The sequence below is a fragment of the Methanocorpusculum petauri genome (genome assembly GCF_026891975.1).
In the GTDB taxonomy this organism is placed as follows: domain Archaea; phylum Halobacteriota; class Methanomicrobia; order Methanomicrobiales; family Methanocorpusculaceae; genus Methanocorpusculum; species Methanocorpusculum petauri.
The window spans coordinates 18066-33993 of the sequence record NZ_JAPTGB010000022.1; the positions used below are offsets into that span (position 1 = coordinate 18066).

Consider the following 15928-nt stretch of genomic DNA (forward strand, 5'->3'; position numbering starts at 1 on the left):
GTTCTGCCCCTTCAGAGCAGCAGAGCAACGAACATTCCCGGCTGCAGCGAGACGTAGAGGATAAGAAGCGACACTGCAATCAGAGCCACAAATGCCACCGCATTCCAGCGGAGGATCTTTCTGCCGTCCAGGGGACCGACCGGAATCATGTTGAAGAACGCGAGCATCGCATTCACCTGGAAACCCACCATACCCAGATAGAACAGAAATCCCGGGAGCGTGAACGCACTGATCGATGTGCCGCCGAGCAGAACTCCCGCAATCAGGCACGCGAGGAACGGAATCGCGAGAATAAGATTCGTCAGCGGACCTGCGAGGGAAATAATACCATTCTCCTTCTTCGTCATCTCGCGTCCGGCGGTATTGATCAGCGTTGCTCCGGGCGCAGCAAACACAATGCCGGTAATGACCGCAACCACAACCGCGATCAACAGCATCTGGGTATTCTTACGGAACTCTGCCCAGTAGCCGTACCGGATTGCCACAAATTTGTGCGCAAGTTCATGCAGCACGAACGACAGCCCGACCGTGACCACCGCAATAACGAAGGTCATCACCAGCATATCAACCGAAATCTTCCCGATATCAGTGATCAGCGCAAGACCGCCCGAGATACCGAGCGTGAACGCAACTGCCAGACAGAACCAGGCGAACAGGAGATCACGCCGTTCGAACGGAGTAATTTTTTCCAGAAAACTCATTTACTCACCACATCCTACACGGACACAGTCTTCAAGCGTCCCCATCCGGGGAGCAACACCGCACATCCCCGGCAGGTAAGAAAACGCCTTGCCGGAGTTGGTCATGACCGCCCCTGCATGATCCATCAGAGGCGAGACCACCATGCAGGTGTCAGGCACAACCTTTGCACCTGCTTTCGCAATCACCGCAAGTTCCTCTGCGCATGAAACTTTCATCTCTTCGGCGACGAACACATAAAACGGCATCACCGTCTTTTTTCCGGCAAGGAGTTCCGCAACACGTGTGACTTCTTCCCGGGAAAGATGCGGACAGCCGATTGCAACCGCCGAGACCTCGACCTCTTTGAACACATCCAGCACCTCCGCAACCTCAATTGTCACAACCTCGCGCTCGTCCTCTGCAATGTGCTGTTTGAAGAACGGGAACCGCGTCTCCGGCGTAATCTCATTCACATGATACAGCGCAACCGCGCCGGACGCAGCCATCGCCGCACCGAGGCTTTTCAGCATGTCGCGGTTGGGCCTAAGACCCATAAACAGCGGGATGCGGTTACCGGCAATCGCACCGGCAACCACACCGAGCGCTCCGTACTCGGCATTTGTCCACTTCTTTGCCGCTTCCGGATCATCCAGCCGGAACTCGATCTGCGGCAGGCGGTTCTTCACAATGTGGAGACCGTACTCCGGCGTCTTTCCTGTGAGCGCCGAGGCAAGCGCGGACGGTCCGCCCTCACGGTTCGTCCGGGCGCCGAGCACTGAATTCGCGTAGCTGACCGCCGAACTCTCCGACCATGCAAGGTGATCGCCGCGTTCCACGATACTGAAGTAGTACGGCGTACAGGTACAGGTAGGCCGGATCCCGAGCCGGACGTATGCCTCATTCACCTGAATCTGTTTCTCCGCAAAACTCTGCGGGATGCCGAGTTCCTCCCAGCCGTTCCGGGGCATTCCGATCGGATTCAGAAATGCCGGCACCACCGCTTTTGCATCAATGCTTGATAACCACTCAAGACCGGCCTCGCCGATCGTCTTGAACGACGCTCCGGATACCTGCACACTCTTTACCGGAATAAACCGTTCAGCGTCGTAAATTTTGCCGAGCGCCAGCAGAATTTCCATCATCTTCTGGCGGCTCTCACCGTACTCGCCGTCCAGCAGCGCCTGATCGTACTTGTCCAGTTCCATATTCACTCCTTACTTATTCATTCCAGTCTGCACGGATAAATTCATCCTCGTGCCCGAGCTGCATTGTTGCATCAATTCCCATCTTCACATTCATACCATCGCCAATCCGGCAGGGATCGAGGGATGACCCGCGAACGCCGGAGATGATCATCACATCCTGATCAGCTCTGACACGGGTTGCAATCGCAAACTCCACATCGTTCGGGTCATAGATGTTGATATCCTCATCCACAACCACCACATGCTTGAGCGAGGTGTGCGCCGCAAACGCCGCCATGATCACATTCTTGCCGTCGCCGTTGGTCATCTTCTTCACCTGCACCACAGCATGGAAATATCCTGCCCCGCCCGGTGTGAGGTACACATCGCGGACGTTTGTCACGTTTGCCGCCGCCTGATAAATCCGCGGCTCATAGGGTGCGCCCATCAGCATCTTGTGTTCGGCGGCTGCCGGAACAATACCATGATAGATGAAATCCGGTTTGCAGGCCATGCCGCAGAGTTCAATTACCGGCTGCATACGGATGGGATCATACGTTCCGCTGATGTCCACGAACGGCCCTTCCTCATGCAGCTCTGCGGTCATGTAACCGTAGAGCACAATCTCTGCATCCGGAACACGGATGCCGTTCGGACATTCATACAGCGGCATGTCCTGCCCGAGAATCTCCGCTGCATACGCCATCTCCTTTCCTTCCGGAACCCGGGTACATGCGGCAAAGGTTACTGCCGGGTGTGCGCCGATCACAATTGCGATCGGAAGCTTTTCGCCCGCGGCTTTTGCCTGCTGGAGCAGCTTGTACGTGTGGCGTCCTTCCACGATTCTTCCGATCAGATGCGTATCGTCGAGAACTTCCATCCGGTGAATTGAGGCATTCACCACATCTCCCCATGCGGAAAACACAATACCGGAGGTAAGATAGCGGCCTGCATCTTTGGGGAAGTGTTTCATGATCGGCAGGTCTGAGAGCTTTGCCGGGACGAACGCAAGTTTTCCTGCGTCATGGGTTTTTCCTGCGTACGTGCATGCGGCAAGCGTTCTGACGAGTTTTTCCTCCGGAATGTTCAGTGCGACCGAGAGGCTTTTGCGGTCAAAGATCGCGTTCATCACACATTTGTGTCCGTCGCAGTTGTGGAAGTAGAGCATTTTTTTGCTGGAAAATGCCCGCTTCGGCGCTTCATAAACAGAGGAAACCGGTTCGGTTATCTCCTCAACCAGTCCTTTGGCAATCATTCGTTTGATAAATTCTCTCATTCTTTCCACCGTGATCCAATAGTGTGAGGTATTCCGCAGTGATCCAGTACGCGGCCTGCGATCATGTCAGCGAGATCATTGATCGTCTGCGGGTGTGTATACAGCGGAGGGGAAGCGGGCATGATTACCGCTCCGGCATCATGGGCAGCAAGCATATTGGTCAGATGCACCCGGGAGTACGGCGTCTCTCTTGGCACAAGGATCAGGTTCCGCCGCTCTTTGAGGGCAACGTCTGCTGCCCGTGCTATCAGGGTTGTTGAGTAGCCGTTTGCAATTGCGGCAAGGCTCTTCATACTGCACGGAATAACGACCATGGCATCAAACAAAAACGACCCGCTGGCAATTCCTGCGGAGAGATCGCTGTTCTCCTCGTAGTGGACCGGATAGCCGGAGAGGTCCACCTCCTCCAGCCGTGCGACGGTTCTTGCGGTATCGGAGATAATCAGATACACCTCAACGCCGTCCGTTTTTGCGAGGGCTTCGATCAGCCGCTTTGCGTACAGCGTCCCGGAAGCTCCGGTGACTCCGACAACGATCCGCTTCATCCTTCTTATATTATACCTGTGAGTTTATGTTGTTTTGTTGCACGCCGCAGTGCGAGCACCTCGCGTGCGGCGTCGCCCACGCGCTCGCGAAGTTCGGCGGGTGCGTACACGCCGAGGCGCCACTGTCCCTGACGGGTGGCGTTCATCATGGCGATCATCGGCACGTTCTCTTCGAACGGTATGAGATCGTGATGGTTGCGGACTTTGATGTTCATCTTCATCTCTTTTCGGAGAGGCGGAATGTCAAGGATGATCTTGTCCGGTTCTACTCCTGCGGTCTCGGCGATTGCGGTGTGCATCCGCTCAATACCACTCTGGGTGTGGGGCAGGTGATCGCGGTCCACCAGTTCCCGTCCGGCGTATACGGCTCTCTTATAGAGATTTCGCGTACGGATGCGGTTCATCAGATCGCGGGTACTTACTTCCTCTGAGTTCAGCAGAAGAGCGGTTGCAGTCACATCGTCCATCGTGAGAAATTCGCGGACCGCGTCCGTGTCTCCCCTGAAGTGGCTGCGGCACGCAAGGAGAAACATCTCTTCTGCGATCCTGCAGGCGTGATGATAATAAACGGACGGCCCCATAAGTGTTCTTGCGATCAGCAGCGACTCGGCCGCCGAGATGCCTGACTCATTCAGGACAAGTGTATCCGCAACGATTGCAAGAGATTTTGTCAGCCGTTCCGCATCGAAGTTGCCGTACGGTGCTCCGGTATAGTGAGCGTCCCGCAGAAGGTAGTCCATCCTGTCCACGTCGAGGTCACCGTGAATGATGCCGGCATACTTGTGACTGCCGGAGATGAGGGCTGCAACCTCCTCAGGACTCACGGAATTTTTTTCAAGCTGCGCTGCAAGTGCAGGCTGCTTCAGCTGTTCACGTATATCATCGTGTGAGAACGGTGTATATTCCTGCATCAGTCGCTCGCTTGCGTGTGAATACGGCCCGTGACCGATATCGTGCAGGAGTGCAGCACAGCAGATTGTCCGTGTTTCTGCATCCCCGAATCCGAGATGCCTGCATAAAAGAGATGCAAGGTGCATCGCGCCAAGGGAATGTTCAAACCTGGTATGGTTTGCCCCGGGATACACCAGATATGCAAAGCCCAGCTGACGGATGTGGTGAAGGCGCTGCAGTGCCGGTGAATCCACCAGCGGCAGAATTTCTGCAGGCACTTCTATATATCCGTGTACCGGGTCTTTGATCTGTTTTGGCATGAGGATTTATTATTTCTGTCCGGCCTTTGCCAGATTAAACAACAGAGACCCCGCAGGCGAGCTGAGAAGTCCTGCTGCATGATTGAAGGTGATCGGGGCGGACTGTTCGCCGGTGATCTGATCGCCGTTGACATTGTAGACAATTACTTTGTCGGTGATTCCTTTGTAGGCGTTTATCATGGAGAGTGCATTGATGTAGATGCCGTCTGCGGTACGGAATACGACAACGCCTGATCCGTCATTTGCGGTCAGTTTTGTAAGTTCGGTTCCGGTTTTTTCCGCAAGGCCCTGGGCATAGTTCCCGTTTGCCTCTTCAACAATGAGGCCGCCGATTCCTGCGCCAAGACCACAGAAGACGACGAGCACTGCGAGTGTTACCGCGATGATTTCTGTTTTGTTCATTCCCATAATAATAATAATTATATGCGTGTATTTGTTAAAGAATCTTTACACTGGATTTTTTCCAAAGACGAGGTGGTTTCCTTTTGCTACTTAGTGTCAGAATTTATTCTTCAGCAACGCATATGAATACGATAAGGTGATCTTTTTGGAGCATACGGCGACACCTGATAATCCGGAACATCTTGAGATATGTTTTTGTCCGCTGCACGGACTGCTGGATACAATCAGCAAAAAGTGGGCGCTGATGATCATTGCGGTTATTGGCAACCGCGGCTCTGCAGGATTCAATGAACTGAAACGTTGTCTCTGCAATGTCAGTTCAAAGACCCTGTCGAATACGCTGAAGGATCTTGAGGAGAAAGGACTCATTTATCGTCAGGTGGTGGATCAGACCCCGCCGGTTGTCCGGTACTATCTCACTGTTTCCGGATGGGAATTGCGGGAACTGCTTATTCCGCTGCTCGCATGGGTAATGAAGAACGGCGGCCATGCGGATGAAGGATGCCCGATTCACTTCAATGCGGAACATGTGCGGTAAGGAATTCTGTGAGTCTGGTGGCGGGTGTATTGTCTGCGACAGGTTGATGTTCACGTCTCGCCAATATAGTATCCGTATTTTTGCGAGGGTATCCAAGTGGCCAACGGAGGCTGACTCAAGATCTGCTCTCAAGGAGTTCGCGGGTTCGAATCCCTCCCCTCGCACTGTTTTTTGGTCTGCTCCATTTCTTTTATTTCCCTTCCCTCCAATATACTCACTATGACTCCTCGTATCCTCGCCATCTCCACCTCTCCCCGCCGCCACGGGAACTCCGAGTCGGCACTTGATACGGTCCTTGCAGAGATCGGCAACCGCATCCCCGCAGAAAAAGTGGTTCTCGCGGATCTTTCCATCGCCCCCTGCAAAGGCTGCGGGGCGTGTGAAAAACTCGGTCGCTGTATTCAAGAGGATGATTTTCAGCAACTCGCCCAAAAAATTCTCGCCGCTGATATCTTGATCCTCGCAGCTCCCGTGTACTCTATGTCGGTTTGTGCGCAGGCAAAAGCACTGATTGATCGCTGTCAGGTGTTCTGGTCCCAGAAGTACGTGCTCCATACCTTCAAGGAACCTGCCGGAAAAAAACTTGGGCTTTTTATTGCGACCGCGGGACAAACCCGTGACGGCATCTTTGATCACACCGTGCCGGTCGCCCGTTTCCTTTTTGATGTATCGGGCATCAAACCGAAACACACAATGCTTCTCCTTCTCAATGGTCTTGATAAGAAGACCGACTTTCTGGAAAATCCTGCGGCGGTTGCCAAAACAAAAAGTACCGCTGGAGCCCTTCTTGCATCACTTGAGGTAGTATGACACAGATCACCGCAATCAACGGAAGCCCCCGCAAACATGGAAATACCGATACGGTTCTTGATGCCTTTCTCCGGGGTGCGGAAAGCGCAGGAGCCGCAACGAGCAAGATTTCGCTCGTTGACATTGATCACAAAAACTGCCGGGGTTGCAACGCTTGTCATAAGAAAGGTGTCTGTATTCTCAGGGATGATCTGACGCCGATCTTTGATGCAGTGCTTGCTGCAGACATTCTTGTTCTTGCCTCACCCGTGTACTCCATGACTGTTACCGCGGAGATGAAGTCCTTCATCGATCGCGGTCAGTTCCTCTGGGCGCAGAAGTTTGTTACTAAAACTCTCGCGTTCTCTGACGATCATCTCAAACATCACATCGGCGTGTATCTGGGAACGTCCGGGCAGGACATCCCTCATATCTTTGATGCGGCGTTTCCGGTTGTGCGGGCATTTTTCAATGACGCAGGATTTTCGTACACCGAAAATGTTCTTTTCGCGGGAATGGATCAGCACGGCGGTGTGAAGGGCTGGCCCGAGTCAGTGGCGTTTGCCGAAGCCGAAGGAAAACGGATCGCGGGCTTGATCTGATCGGTTCTGTCTATTTTTCGTGAGGTGTACGCAATGGCGATCAGAATCACTAACTGCATCTCTCTCTGGTAGGTGTGGAGCAAAGTCATGGAGGAGTGGCACTTATTGTTGCTTCAGTAATTATATCGGATCAGATAGAAGAAAACAAGAGAGAGTGTTTTACATGGATACACTTTTACTATGATAAATTATAATTGACGGTGAGAAAAATGGAATTCACAACTGTAATGATGGCGGCGATTCTGATGTTTTTCGTTGCCATACTGATGCAGGGCTATGCAATTTACCGCCTTCGCAAAACAACGGACAAATGGTGGGAAATCAGATACGTGGTGATGGTGATTCTGGCAGGAATTGCGGAAGTGATACTGGCAGGTCGCTTTGTGTTCCATCTAATGTAACCTTCATGTAACACAATCACTATTTTTTTAAAAAAATTCAGGAAAAATTATTTCTGTTTTGATCCGATTCGCAAATCCGGATACTCCCGAACGAGTCTCCGCCTCCATATTTCCGCCGGTGACTCATCCATCAGCGCCTCGGCGACCCGGACCTCTGCCCGTGCCGCAGCCGATTCCCTCCCGAGCATCCGCATCGTCTCCCGTGCCTGCCGCATCGGCTGAAACATCACATCGCACTCCGCGTCCCAGAAGATCAGTGCTTCGGCGGGGGCAGGATGCACACGGTGTCCCGGTGTTGTCAGGAGGTCACCTGCGGTCTCGGGTTCCGCCACTCCCGCACCAACCGATGCAAGAAACCCTGCCATCCCTCGCACCATATTCCAGAGAAAACTTTTTGCCGAAACCTCAAAGACCGGACAGCCGTCCGGCGCTTCAAACACTTTCGCCTCCGTTACCGTCCGGTTCGGATCGCGCCCCTCCTCCATCCTGGAAAACCGTGTGAAATCATGCCTCCCGATAAACTGCCGGGCTGCCGTATCCATTGATGTGATATCTGCTGTGTAGGGAAAATAGTACCGGTATGTTCTTGATGTCACTGCATAGCGGGGATAAAAATCCGGTGACACCTCGGCTGCCCCAAGACACCAGATGTCATCCGGCAGACAGAAGTTCAGGGCATCGACTGCCTTCTCCGGATGATCGGTGATGATTGAGACGATCTGTCGCCGGGCAGACACACCCTTATCGGTTCTTCCCGAGATACGGAAGTGCGCTTCTTTCGCATCGGCAAACAGGCCGAGACCGATACCTGCTGCAACAAACTCTCCCTCCACCGTTCGTTTATTCGGCTGTGCCTGCGATCCGGAAAAGTTGTCCCCTTTGTATCCGACAGCAAACGCGAGCTTCATTTCTTCCGGTGAATTACCCGTCGCCGCGGCCGGTGGCGGAACTGCGGCACGCGTCTGCGCATCTTACGAACTGTATTGTCCCATGACTGTCGGGTATAGGTGCGGAGCGGTGTTTTTTTGCAGGTACAGGAGACACGTCCCGCACGAATTGCATCAAGAATTGCCGCAACCGATCGCTCCTCAGCTTCTATCTCTGTTATGCCGAACCCGACAAATTTGCAGTTGTGGGCGTCTGAACCTGCGGTTGCCGGCCGCCGGTACTTCTTGGCCATTTTTGCTGCCTTCTGATTTGCCGTTCCAATGATGTAACGGCTGTTCAGGGTCTCAACTGCATCTGCTGCCAGCAGTGCCTCTCTGCACCGGAGGCCGACACCGTGCCGCCAGCGGTGGAACGGGTGGGGAACAATTGTTACTGCTCCAAGCGCTTTTGCCTCCGCAATCGTATCCAGCACATCCTGTTTGGGTGCGAGCACCTGTGTTGTCCCGAGAACCAGCAGATGTCCCTGTTTTGTCGAAACCTCAATGCCCGGGATTACCAAAACTCCCGGATGTTGTGCGGCAAGCGCACAGATCGATCCTTCCGTCGTATCGTGATCGGTGATGGCCACCGCGTCAAGTCCTGCTGCCGCTGCCGCCGCAAGTACAGCCTCGACCGGACTTTCTCCGTCCCTTGATGCGTTCGTGTGAACGTGCAGATCACATTTGAGAAGAACCATTTCGCGTACTAAGGGAGTTCTCTTTCATTGCAGATTAACATTCCTGCTTTTTTCCAGGCAAGCGATTTTGTTCCAAAAGCCTGCAATGTCCCAGGGTGCAGGATCAAGAATGCCTGAGTGGAGATGTTTTGACGTACTATCCTAACTGGCCTTTTACGCAATTCAGAAAAATTCACGGACTATCTGCGAGAGAGGGAGGATACATGTGGGTTGGAACGGATTGCCGGAGCAGATGGTGATGTCTTCTTGGGAGTCCGGGTTATTTCTTCTGCATTCCCCATCTGTTCCATAGAATTTCCCACACTTCTTCCGGTTCGATGTTATCAGGTTCTGCCTATCTTTTACATACAGATTGTGTCCCGGCATGTGTGCCTCTCCATTTTTTTGAAAAGATATTCTTTCTTCTTATCTTACTGTACTGTACTTGTAAGTACAGTACATAGTAAGTAGTAATAGAGAGTAGTTTTCCAAAACGATTTTTGGAGAAGTATCTTGCACACATCTACATCAAACAATCCCTCTCCGGGGCTTTTGATCCAAACCCCATACCAAAGAACCCCGAATTACCCACTCAACATCCCGCCAAACATCTGACTTTCGACTTTTGGAGCAAAGCCCGAACAAACCCTAACTATTTCGGGTTCGCAGATCCAATAAGAAATCATATGCATATCCTCTTTCCCACCGGCCGCCAGAGTGAAACGGCGCTGCGCTCCGCACTTGCTGGTATCGACGCGTTTACGTATTCCATTGTGCCGACGGGAGAGATTGCTTCCTTTCTTTCTCCCGGGAATCTATCCCGTCTGCTTTTGGCAGACCATTATGATCTTGTTGTGGTCTCCGGCATGTGTACCGCATCGTTTGCGGAAGTGGAACAGTCCTTCGGCATTCCGGTTCGGAAAGGTACGCGGCATGCCGCGGACATGCGGCTCTGCATACCGCTGATCCTCTCCGGCGGGCTTTCCGCAACCATTCCCGCCGACGATCTTCTCAGTGACGTACGGCGCAGACAGGCTGCCGACCGGTTATCAGAGATAGAACACACTGCCGAGCCTGCGTTTGTACTTCGCGGTGTTAAATTCGGCGGCACATCCCGCATCAAAATCATCCATGAGATCATGGACGCCCACCGGCATCCCGCTCTGCGGGATGCCGTCCTCACCGCTGCGGCATGCGGCGCCGATGTGGTGGATCTCGGCTTCGGGTTTGACGCGACCCCGGACGATGTCCGCCGCTGCTTTACGGAGGTCGCGGACCTGGACATTTTACTCTCGGTTGATACCATTGATCCCGCGCTCATCAAGGCCGCGCTGTTCCGCTGCGATCTGATCTTCTCCCTTACCTCTGCAACGCTCCCTCTTCTTGCCGCGAAGATCGAAGCCGCAGGAGCTGCGGTCGTTCTGATCCCCCGCGATGCCTCCCTCGCGGACACAGTTGCCGCTGCAAAAAAATTCGGACTGTCGAAAATTCTTGCCGACCCCTTGCTCCAGCCACCACTTTCCGGCATGATCGAATCACTTTCCGGATATCTGCCGGAGTTCGGCTGCCCCAAAGTTCTCGGCTGTGTCAACGTTGTGGAGATGGTTGATGCCGACAGTCCGGGCATGTGCGCCCTGCTCGCTGCCGCAGCTGAAGAGTGCGGCGTTGCCGCTGTCCTCGTCTCCGAACACTCCGATAAGACCCGGGGCGCAACGCAGGAGATGCGGCGTGCCGTTGAGATGACCGCACTCTCCCGGGGACGCCCGTATCCGAAAGATGTTGGCCGGGACGTTCTCATCCTCAAAGAAAAACGCCGCCGCCGCGAACCTCCGCTGGTGTATGAGACTCTCTCCTCCGCGCCGGCCGCATCAGCTGATCTCGCCGCATACGACCCCTGCGGCAACTTCCGCATCGGTGTTGAGAACGGCAGGATTGTTGCCGTCCGTGGTGGCCGTGCCATTTCTGGTACGAACTGGCATGACGTCTTCTCTGCAATCCTTGCCGAAAACGGCGTATCGCTGCTCGATCACGCCGCCTATCTTGGCAAAGAACTCTACAAAGCAGAACTCGCCATCAGGTTCGGCCGAAGTTTTGAACAGGATGGAGAGTTCTGAAGACCGGATTGCTCTTATACCATAATCATCCCAATAACTGTATTAGCATGAATATCACCATCCGTCCCTACGAGCCTGCCGACCTTTACAGCGTCATGACGGTCTGGAACTCCATCATCGCCGAAGGCGATGCATTTCTCGAAGAAACTCCCCTATCCCCGGAAGAGATGGGAACCTTCCTCGATCAGTTCCGCGGCGTCTTCTGTGCAAAGATCGGTAGTGAAGTTGCGGGAATCTATCTGCTCCGCAAACTCAACCCCGGCAAAGGATCGCACATTGCCGAGGTGATCTATGCCGTGAAGTTCTCCTTCCGCAATCTTGGTGTCGGCAAAAAAATGTGTGAACACTCGGTAAAGACCGCCCGCGACCTCGGCTTTGCCGCGATCGTCTGTAACCGCATCCCGGCTCTCAACCCGGCCGCGATGAACTTCCTGACCAAATGCGGATTCGTTCCTGCCGGTGAAATTCCCCGCGGATACCGGAGTGTCAAAACTGTCACGGTTGATCCCGAACCGGTTCCCGCTGCGGATCAGAAGAAAGGAATCCTTGGAAAAATCTTCGACAAAAAATCTGAACCACAGGGGCCGGTTGAGAAAGCAATTGTTGAGTACTTCTCTCTTTACTCCTATCTCAAAGAAGTCTGACGTCCATGCGGTACTATCTCCGAGATGATGTACTGATCGTCCGCGGCAATTTTCGTGCGGCAAGCAGTGGTATTAACGGCGGCATTGCCGACGTCAGAACGATCCTGAACATCACCATTCCCCGGAACTTTTCCGGCGATGCCTCGCTTGAAATTGATCGGGTTGCAACCGAACAGGGATTTCTTCAGCCGCAGTTCGGGCTTCTGACGGCGGTTCCAATTATGAATCTCTGCATTGCCCGCTACGACTACATTACGGTATTCGTAACCGCGGGAGTTTCGGACAGCAATCGCACTGTCAATATTATTGTCACCTCGGACAGACCACTGTCGGATACTGCACTGCTTGGGGCGATGATTACGGTAACGGAGACAAAGATGCAGGTCCTGATGGATCGAAAACTTCCCGCCGGTGCATCACCTACCGATGCCGTGGTGATTGCCGCAGAAAAATCCCGTTCGGCTCCCGAGATGTTTGCCGGCATTCTCACCGATACCGGCGAACGGATTGCAAAAGCCGTTCGTCAGGCACTGACTGAAGCACTGGTCAGGTTTGACAGTTACCTTCTTTCCACATGGGGTGTCTCCCGCGGATGGTCGCGGGGTTCTTCCGTGATCGTCCGGCGGACACGTCCTTCCTTTTTTGTCTACAGCCGGTACGGCGGCGATCACTGGACGGAATGGGTGCCGGAAGGCTGCCCGTACTACCCGTGCCACAACTATCCGCGCCAGCAGTGCAGCTTCTGTTACTGTCCCCTCTACCCCTGTATGGATTCAACACTTGGAACCATGATCGAAACACCGCACGGTGAGGTGTGGAGCTGCATGGACTGCCGTCTTGTGCATATCCCCGAGGTTGCGCATCATCTGCTGAAAAATCCTGAAGCAGGTCTTCTGGAACTGAAGAATCTTGCAAAAAAGCTGGAAGAAAAATAAAGTATTTTTAGATACCGAGCTTCTTGGAAAGCTCTTCTAAGGGGATTCCGTGAACCATTGCGGCCTCGCGGACGGTTTCGTTGTTTGCGATTGCACAGCCAAGACATCCCATGCCGAAGCTCTGCAGAATTGCGGCACTTTCCGGTTTTTCGCGGAGCAGGTCAGCGATCGTTGAATCGATGGTAATTGCCATATATACTACATTGGCAATTCGACTACTTGATGTTTCCGAACATGGCACAGGCACTTTCAGTACGCATGGTCAGGGGTTAATATGGTGTGACGCCAATGAATCTGTTGGAGATCAAAATGGACCAAAGTCAGATCCAGCAGATTACCGACAGAATCTCCCACAAATTAGAATCCAAAGGAGTTTCGCCGGACAGGCAGAGTATTACGGATAAACTTGCAAGCTACATCAATGAGTTTGGTGTGGTGGCATATGAGGCTGAACGAAAAGTTTTGTCTGATCAGATGCGGCAGTACGATATTCCGGAGGATGATTCTTCCGTTACGCCGCCGTCGGTACCGGAAGGCGGTGTCTATTCTCTTTCCGAAATTCAGCCGGGAGAGTGGGTTACGGTTGAGGTGAAGGTAGTGTCTTTGCAGACGCCGACCTCCCCGTCGATCGCACAGACAGGTGTTCTTGCGGACAGTTCGGGCGCAGTCCGGTTTGTGGTGTTTGCGAAAGCGAGTGAAATTCCTCCGCTGGAACTTGAGCAGTGGTACCGGATTGAGTCGGCGGTCGTTGATTCATTCCGTGAGGTTCCGAGTCTGAAGCTTCACTCGGGTTCCCGGGTGACACCAATTGCCGATGACCGGAGTCTGATGCCTGCACCTCCCATGCATCTGAGTGATCTGACGCCCGGAGTTGCGGCGTCGATTCAGGTGAAGTTCGTTGAGGAGTGGGAGACGCGGAGCGATCGCATGCTTCAGACGGGTCTTGTGGCGGACACATCGGGGAAGATGAAGTTTATTCTGTGGAAGGATGAGGGTCGGGAAAAGCTGACTCTTGGGTCGGTCTATAATATATTCTATGCGAGTGTGGATACGTTCGGCGGTCGTCTGTCGCTTGCGCTGAACTCGGGCGTGTGGATGGAGGATGAGGATACGGATATTCCGGTGCCGGTTGTGATGCCTGTGCCTAAAGAAGATCTCCCGGTGACGAATATTCGTGATCTTTCCACCGGTTATGCATCGGTCCGGGTGAAGTTTGTTGAGGAGTGGGAGTCCCGAAGTGATCGCATGATGCAGAGCGGTCTTGTTGGTGATGAGACTGGTCGGATCAAGTTTGTTCTGTGGAAGGATGATACGAAGGAGAAGCTTGTTCCGGGCCAGATATATCTGATCAAAAACGCGAAGGTGGATGAGTACAACGGTCGTCTGTCTCTTGGTCTGAACAGTGCGGAGTACTCCGCCGCCGATGACGGCGATGATATTGCGGTACAGGGCATTGCTCCGTCAGCGCCGCTGCCGGTAACAAGCATCCGGGATCTTGCGGTCGGCTTTGCTTCTCTTCACGTGAAGTTTGTCGAGGAGTGGGAGTCCCGGAGTGAGCGTATGCTTCAGACCGGTCTGCTGGGTGATGAAACCGGTCGGATCAAGTTTGTTCTGTGGAAGGATGATACGAAGGAGAAACTTGAACCGGGTCGTGTGTATCGTGTTACAAACGCAAAAGTGGATGAGTACAACGGTCGTCTCTCACTTGTTCTGAACAATGCGGTGTATGAGGCGGATGAGCCGGATGTTGATATTGCGGTCGGGACAGCTCTTGATGCGTATGCGGGAACGATTGTGCAGATCTCCGGCGGCTCGGGTCTGGTGAAGCGGTGTCCGGTGGAGGGATGCAATCGTGTGCTGTCGCGCCAGAACTTCTGTCCGATTCATGAGATTCAGAATGATTATCACTATGATCTGCGCATCAAGGCAGTTTTGGATGATGGTCATAAGGCGTACAATGTGCTGATAGGCCGTGATGTTACGGAAGCGCTTACTGGGATGACAATGGATCAGGCGATTGATCTTGCTTCGGAGAGTCCGCTCGGACTTGAGGAGGTGCAGGCGCAGTTTACGGAGAAGGTGTGCGGCCGGTATGTGCGCTGTTTCGGGAATGATTTTGAGGGGAGGATTCTGGTGAAGTCTGCTGAGTTTATTCATCCGGATCCTTCCGCAACTGCGGAGCTGATGAATCGTGCGGGCGCTTCTCTTGGAGGTGAGGAACAATGAGTGATGCAGGTTCGAATTTTCTGTCCTACGAGCGTGAGCCGGCGAAGCGTGTATTTGCTGCTGAGCTTCGTGAGGCAACGAAGACGTTTAAGGATACTGAGGATGAAAAAAGTCCGCTGTATGTTCTTCTGCCGACCGGTGAGAGGTGTAACCGTGTTCTGCTCGTCGGAACGATTACTCAGAAGGATAAGGTGGGTGATCAGAATATTCTGTATCGTGCGCGCATATCGGATCCTACTGGTCTGTTCTTTGTGACTGCGGGGTCGTATCAGCCGGAGGCGATGCATCAGCTGGCAAAGATTGATCCCGAGATTCCGGTGTTTGTGGCTGTTGTCGGAAAACCGAGTGTGTACACGACGCCTGAGGGAAAAATTTTCACTTCCGTGCGCGCCGAGTCGGTTCTTGTGGTGGATCAGGAGACGCGCGATCTCTGGGTGCAGGATGCAGCGCGTTCCACGCTGGACAGGATTGATGCGTCGGCTGGGGAAGAGCCTGGTAGTGATGTTCTTCTTGCGCGCGAGACGTACCGGTTCGGTTCTGAACACTGGCGACGTATGGTGTATGATGCGCTGAGCCGGATGATGACTCTTTAATTCTCTTTTTTTGTTTCTACTCCTGTATGCACCGATTTTCCCATATTTTTGTTCGGCGCTGTCCCGGAGTTTGGATCTGCTGTTTTTATTTGTGTCAACGATCTATGTTGTTATCTCACAGCCTTATGTTCTGTATGTGAGACACAGCTGAGTTTTTTCAGTTGTGTGTGTATCAGAGTTGGTT

The 15928-nt window shown here is 53.3% G+C and carries 18 protein-coding genes and 1 tRNA gene; 10 read left to right on the plus strand and 9 right to left on the minus strand.

All coding sequences use genetic code 11. The features are described from left to right. Nucleotides 1-11: 11 nt before the first annotated feature. From O0S10_RS09090 to O0S10_RS09115, 6 genes are read right to left on the minus strand one after another with little or no spacing between them, the layout of a single operon-like run. Nucleotides 12-701, minus strand: coding sequence for a site-2 protease family protein (locus O0S10_RS09090; protein WP_268925562.1), 690 nt, complete (start codon nucleotides 699-701; stop codon nucleotides 12-14). Continuing rightward, nucleotides 702-1886 (minus strand): aconitase X catalytic domain-containing protein, encoded by a 1185-nt coding sequence (locus O0S10_RS09095; protein WP_268925563.1) that lies wholly within the window; start codon nucleotides 1884-1886, stop codon nucleotides 702-704. 13 nt (nucleotides 1887-1899) lie between these two features. Continuing rightward, on the minus strand, nucleotides 1900-3141 hold the full coding sequence (locus O0S10_RS09100; protein ID WP_268925564.1) for a UbiD family decarboxylase: 1242 nt from the start codon (nucleotides 3139-3141) through the stop codon (nucleotides 1900-1902). Beyond that, nucleotides 3138-3686, minus strand: coding sequence for a UbiX family flavin prenyltransferase (locus tag O0S10_RS09105; RefSeq protein ID WP_268925565.1), 549 nt, complete (start codon nucleotides 3684-3686; stop codon nucleotides 3138-3140). The genes O0S10_RS09100 and O0S10_RS09105 overlap by 4 nt, the downstream gene beginning before the upstream one ends. 5 nt (nucleotides 3687-3691) lie before the next feature. Further along, the gene (locus O0S10_RS09110; RefSeq protein WP_268925566.1) at nucleotides 3692-4897 is read right to left on the minus strand and encodes an HD domain-containing protein; all 1206 of its coding nucleotides are present in this window, start codon (nucleotides 4895-4897) and stop codon (nucleotides 3692-3694) included. Between the two features lie 9 nt (nucleotides 4898-4906). Then, nucleotides 4907-5299 (minus strand): hypothetical protein, encoded by a 393-nt coding sequence (locus O0S10_RS09115; protein ID WP_268925567.1) that lies wholly within the window; start codon nucleotides 5297-5299, stop codon nucleotides 4907-4909. Nucleotides 5300-5444: 145 nt separating this feature from the next. On the opposite strand from O0S10_RS09115, the gene O0S10_RS09120 reads away from it, so the two are divergent. From O0S10_RS09120 to O0S10_RS09140, 5 genes are all read left to right on the plus strand, one after another. After that, nucleotides 5445-5837 (plus strand): winged helix-turn-helix transcriptional regulator, encoded by a 393-nt coding sequence (locus O0S10_RS09120; protein ID WP_268925568.1) that lies wholly within the window; start codon nucleotides 5445-5447, stop codon nucleotides 5835-5837. An 82-nt stretch (nucleotides 5838-5919) separates the two neighbouring features. Continuing rightward, nucleotides 5920-6001 (plus strand) — tRNA-Leu (locus O0S10_RS09125). 55 nt (nucleotides 6002-6056) lie between these two features. Continuing rightward, nucleotides 6057-6647 (plus strand): flavodoxin family protein, encoded by a 591-nt coding sequence (locus O0S10_RS09130; RefSeq protein ID WP_268925569.1) that lies wholly within the window; start codon nucleotides 6057-6059, stop codon nucleotides 6645-6647. Then, complete coding sequence (locus O0S10_RS09135; RefSeq protein WP_268925570.1) at nucleotides 6644-7228, plus strand: flavodoxin family protein; 585 nt, start codon at nucleotides 6644-6646, stop codon at nucleotides 7226-7228. The genes O0S10_RS09130 and O0S10_RS09135 overlap by 4 nt, the downstream gene beginning before the upstream one ends. 209 nt (nucleotides 7229-7437) lie before the next feature. Further along, entirely contained in the window at nucleotides 7438-7629 is a 192-nt protein-coding gene (locus O0S10_RS09140) for a hypothetical protein (protein WP_268925571.1), read from the plus strand. 47 nt (nucleotides 7630-7676) lie between these two features. Here the strand turns inward: O0S10_RS09140 and truA are convergent, their stop codons facing one another. Both truA and O0S10_RS09150 read right to left on the minus strand, forming a co-directional pair. Further along, nucleotides 7677-8537: a tRNA pseudouridine(38-40) synthase TruA gene (truA, locus tag O0S10_RS09145; RefSeq protein ID WP_268925573.1), complete on the minus strand. Its 861-nt coding sequence runs from the start codon at nucleotides 8535-8537 to the stop codon at nucleotides 7677-7679. Continuing rightward, the gene (locus O0S10_RS09150; RefSeq protein ID WP_268925574.1) at nucleotides 8534-9253 is read right to left on the minus strand and encodes a CehA/McbA family metallohydrolase; all 720 of its coding nucleotides are present in this window, start codon (nucleotides 9251-9253) and stop codon (nucleotides 8534-8536) included. Before O0S10_RS09150 ends, truA begins: the two co-directional genes overlap by 4 nt. 665 nt (nucleotides 9254-9918) lie before the next feature. Here O0S10_RS09150 and O0S10_RS09155 point away from each other — a divergent pair. Genes O0S10_RS09155 through O0S10_RS09165 form a run of 3 tightly spaced genes read left to right on the plus strand, consistent with a single transcriptional unit; the run spans nucleotide 9919 to nucleotide 12925 of the window. Next, nucleotides 9919-11346, plus strand: a complete 1428-nt coding sequence (locus O0S10_RS09155) for a DUF4346 domain-containing protein (protein WP_268925575.1) — start codon at nucleotides 9919-9921, stop codon at nucleotides 11344-11346. Between the two features lie 47 nt (nucleotides 11347-11393). Continuing rightward, nucleotides 11394-11990: a GNAT family N-acetyltransferase gene (locus O0S10_RS09160; protein ID WP_268925576.1), complete on the plus strand. Its 597-nt coding sequence runs from the start codon at nucleotides 11394-11396 to the stop codon at nucleotides 11988-11990. Nucleotides 11991-11995: 5 nt separating this feature from the next. After that, on the plus strand, nucleotides 11996-12925 hold the full coding sequence (locus tag O0S10_RS09165; RefSeq protein WP_268925577.1) for an adenosylcobinamide amidohydrolase: 930 nt from the start codon (nucleotides 11996-11998) through the stop codon (nucleotides 12923-12925). 7 nt (nucleotides 12926-12932) lie between these two features. On the opposite strand, the gene O0S10_RS09170 is transcribed toward O0S10_RS09165, so the two are convergent. Then, nucleotides 12933-13118 (minus strand): DUF1858 domain-containing protein, encoded by a 186-nt coding sequence (locus O0S10_RS09170; protein ID WP_268925578.1) that lies wholly within the window; start codon nucleotides 13116-13118, stop codon nucleotides 12933-12935. A gap of 116 nt (nucleotides 13119-13234) precedes the next feature. Here O0S10_RS09170 and O0S10_RS09175 point away from each other — a divergent pair, with 116 nt between their 5' ends. Next, the gene (locus tag O0S10_RS09175; RefSeq protein WP_268925579.1) at nucleotides 13235-15151 is read left to right on the plus strand and encodes an OB-fold nucleic acid binding domain-containing protein; all 1917 of its coding nucleotides are present in this window, start codon (nucleotides 13235-13237) and stop codon (nucleotides 15149-15151) included. Continuing rightward, entirely contained in the window at nucleotides 15148-15744 is a 597-nt protein-coding gene (locus O0S10_RS09180) for an RPA family protein (protein ID WP_268925580.1), read from the plus strand. Before O0S10_RS09175 ends, O0S10_RS09180 begins: the two co-directional genes overlap by 4 nt. The last annotated feature ends 184 nt before the right edge of the window (nucleotides 15745-15928 follow it).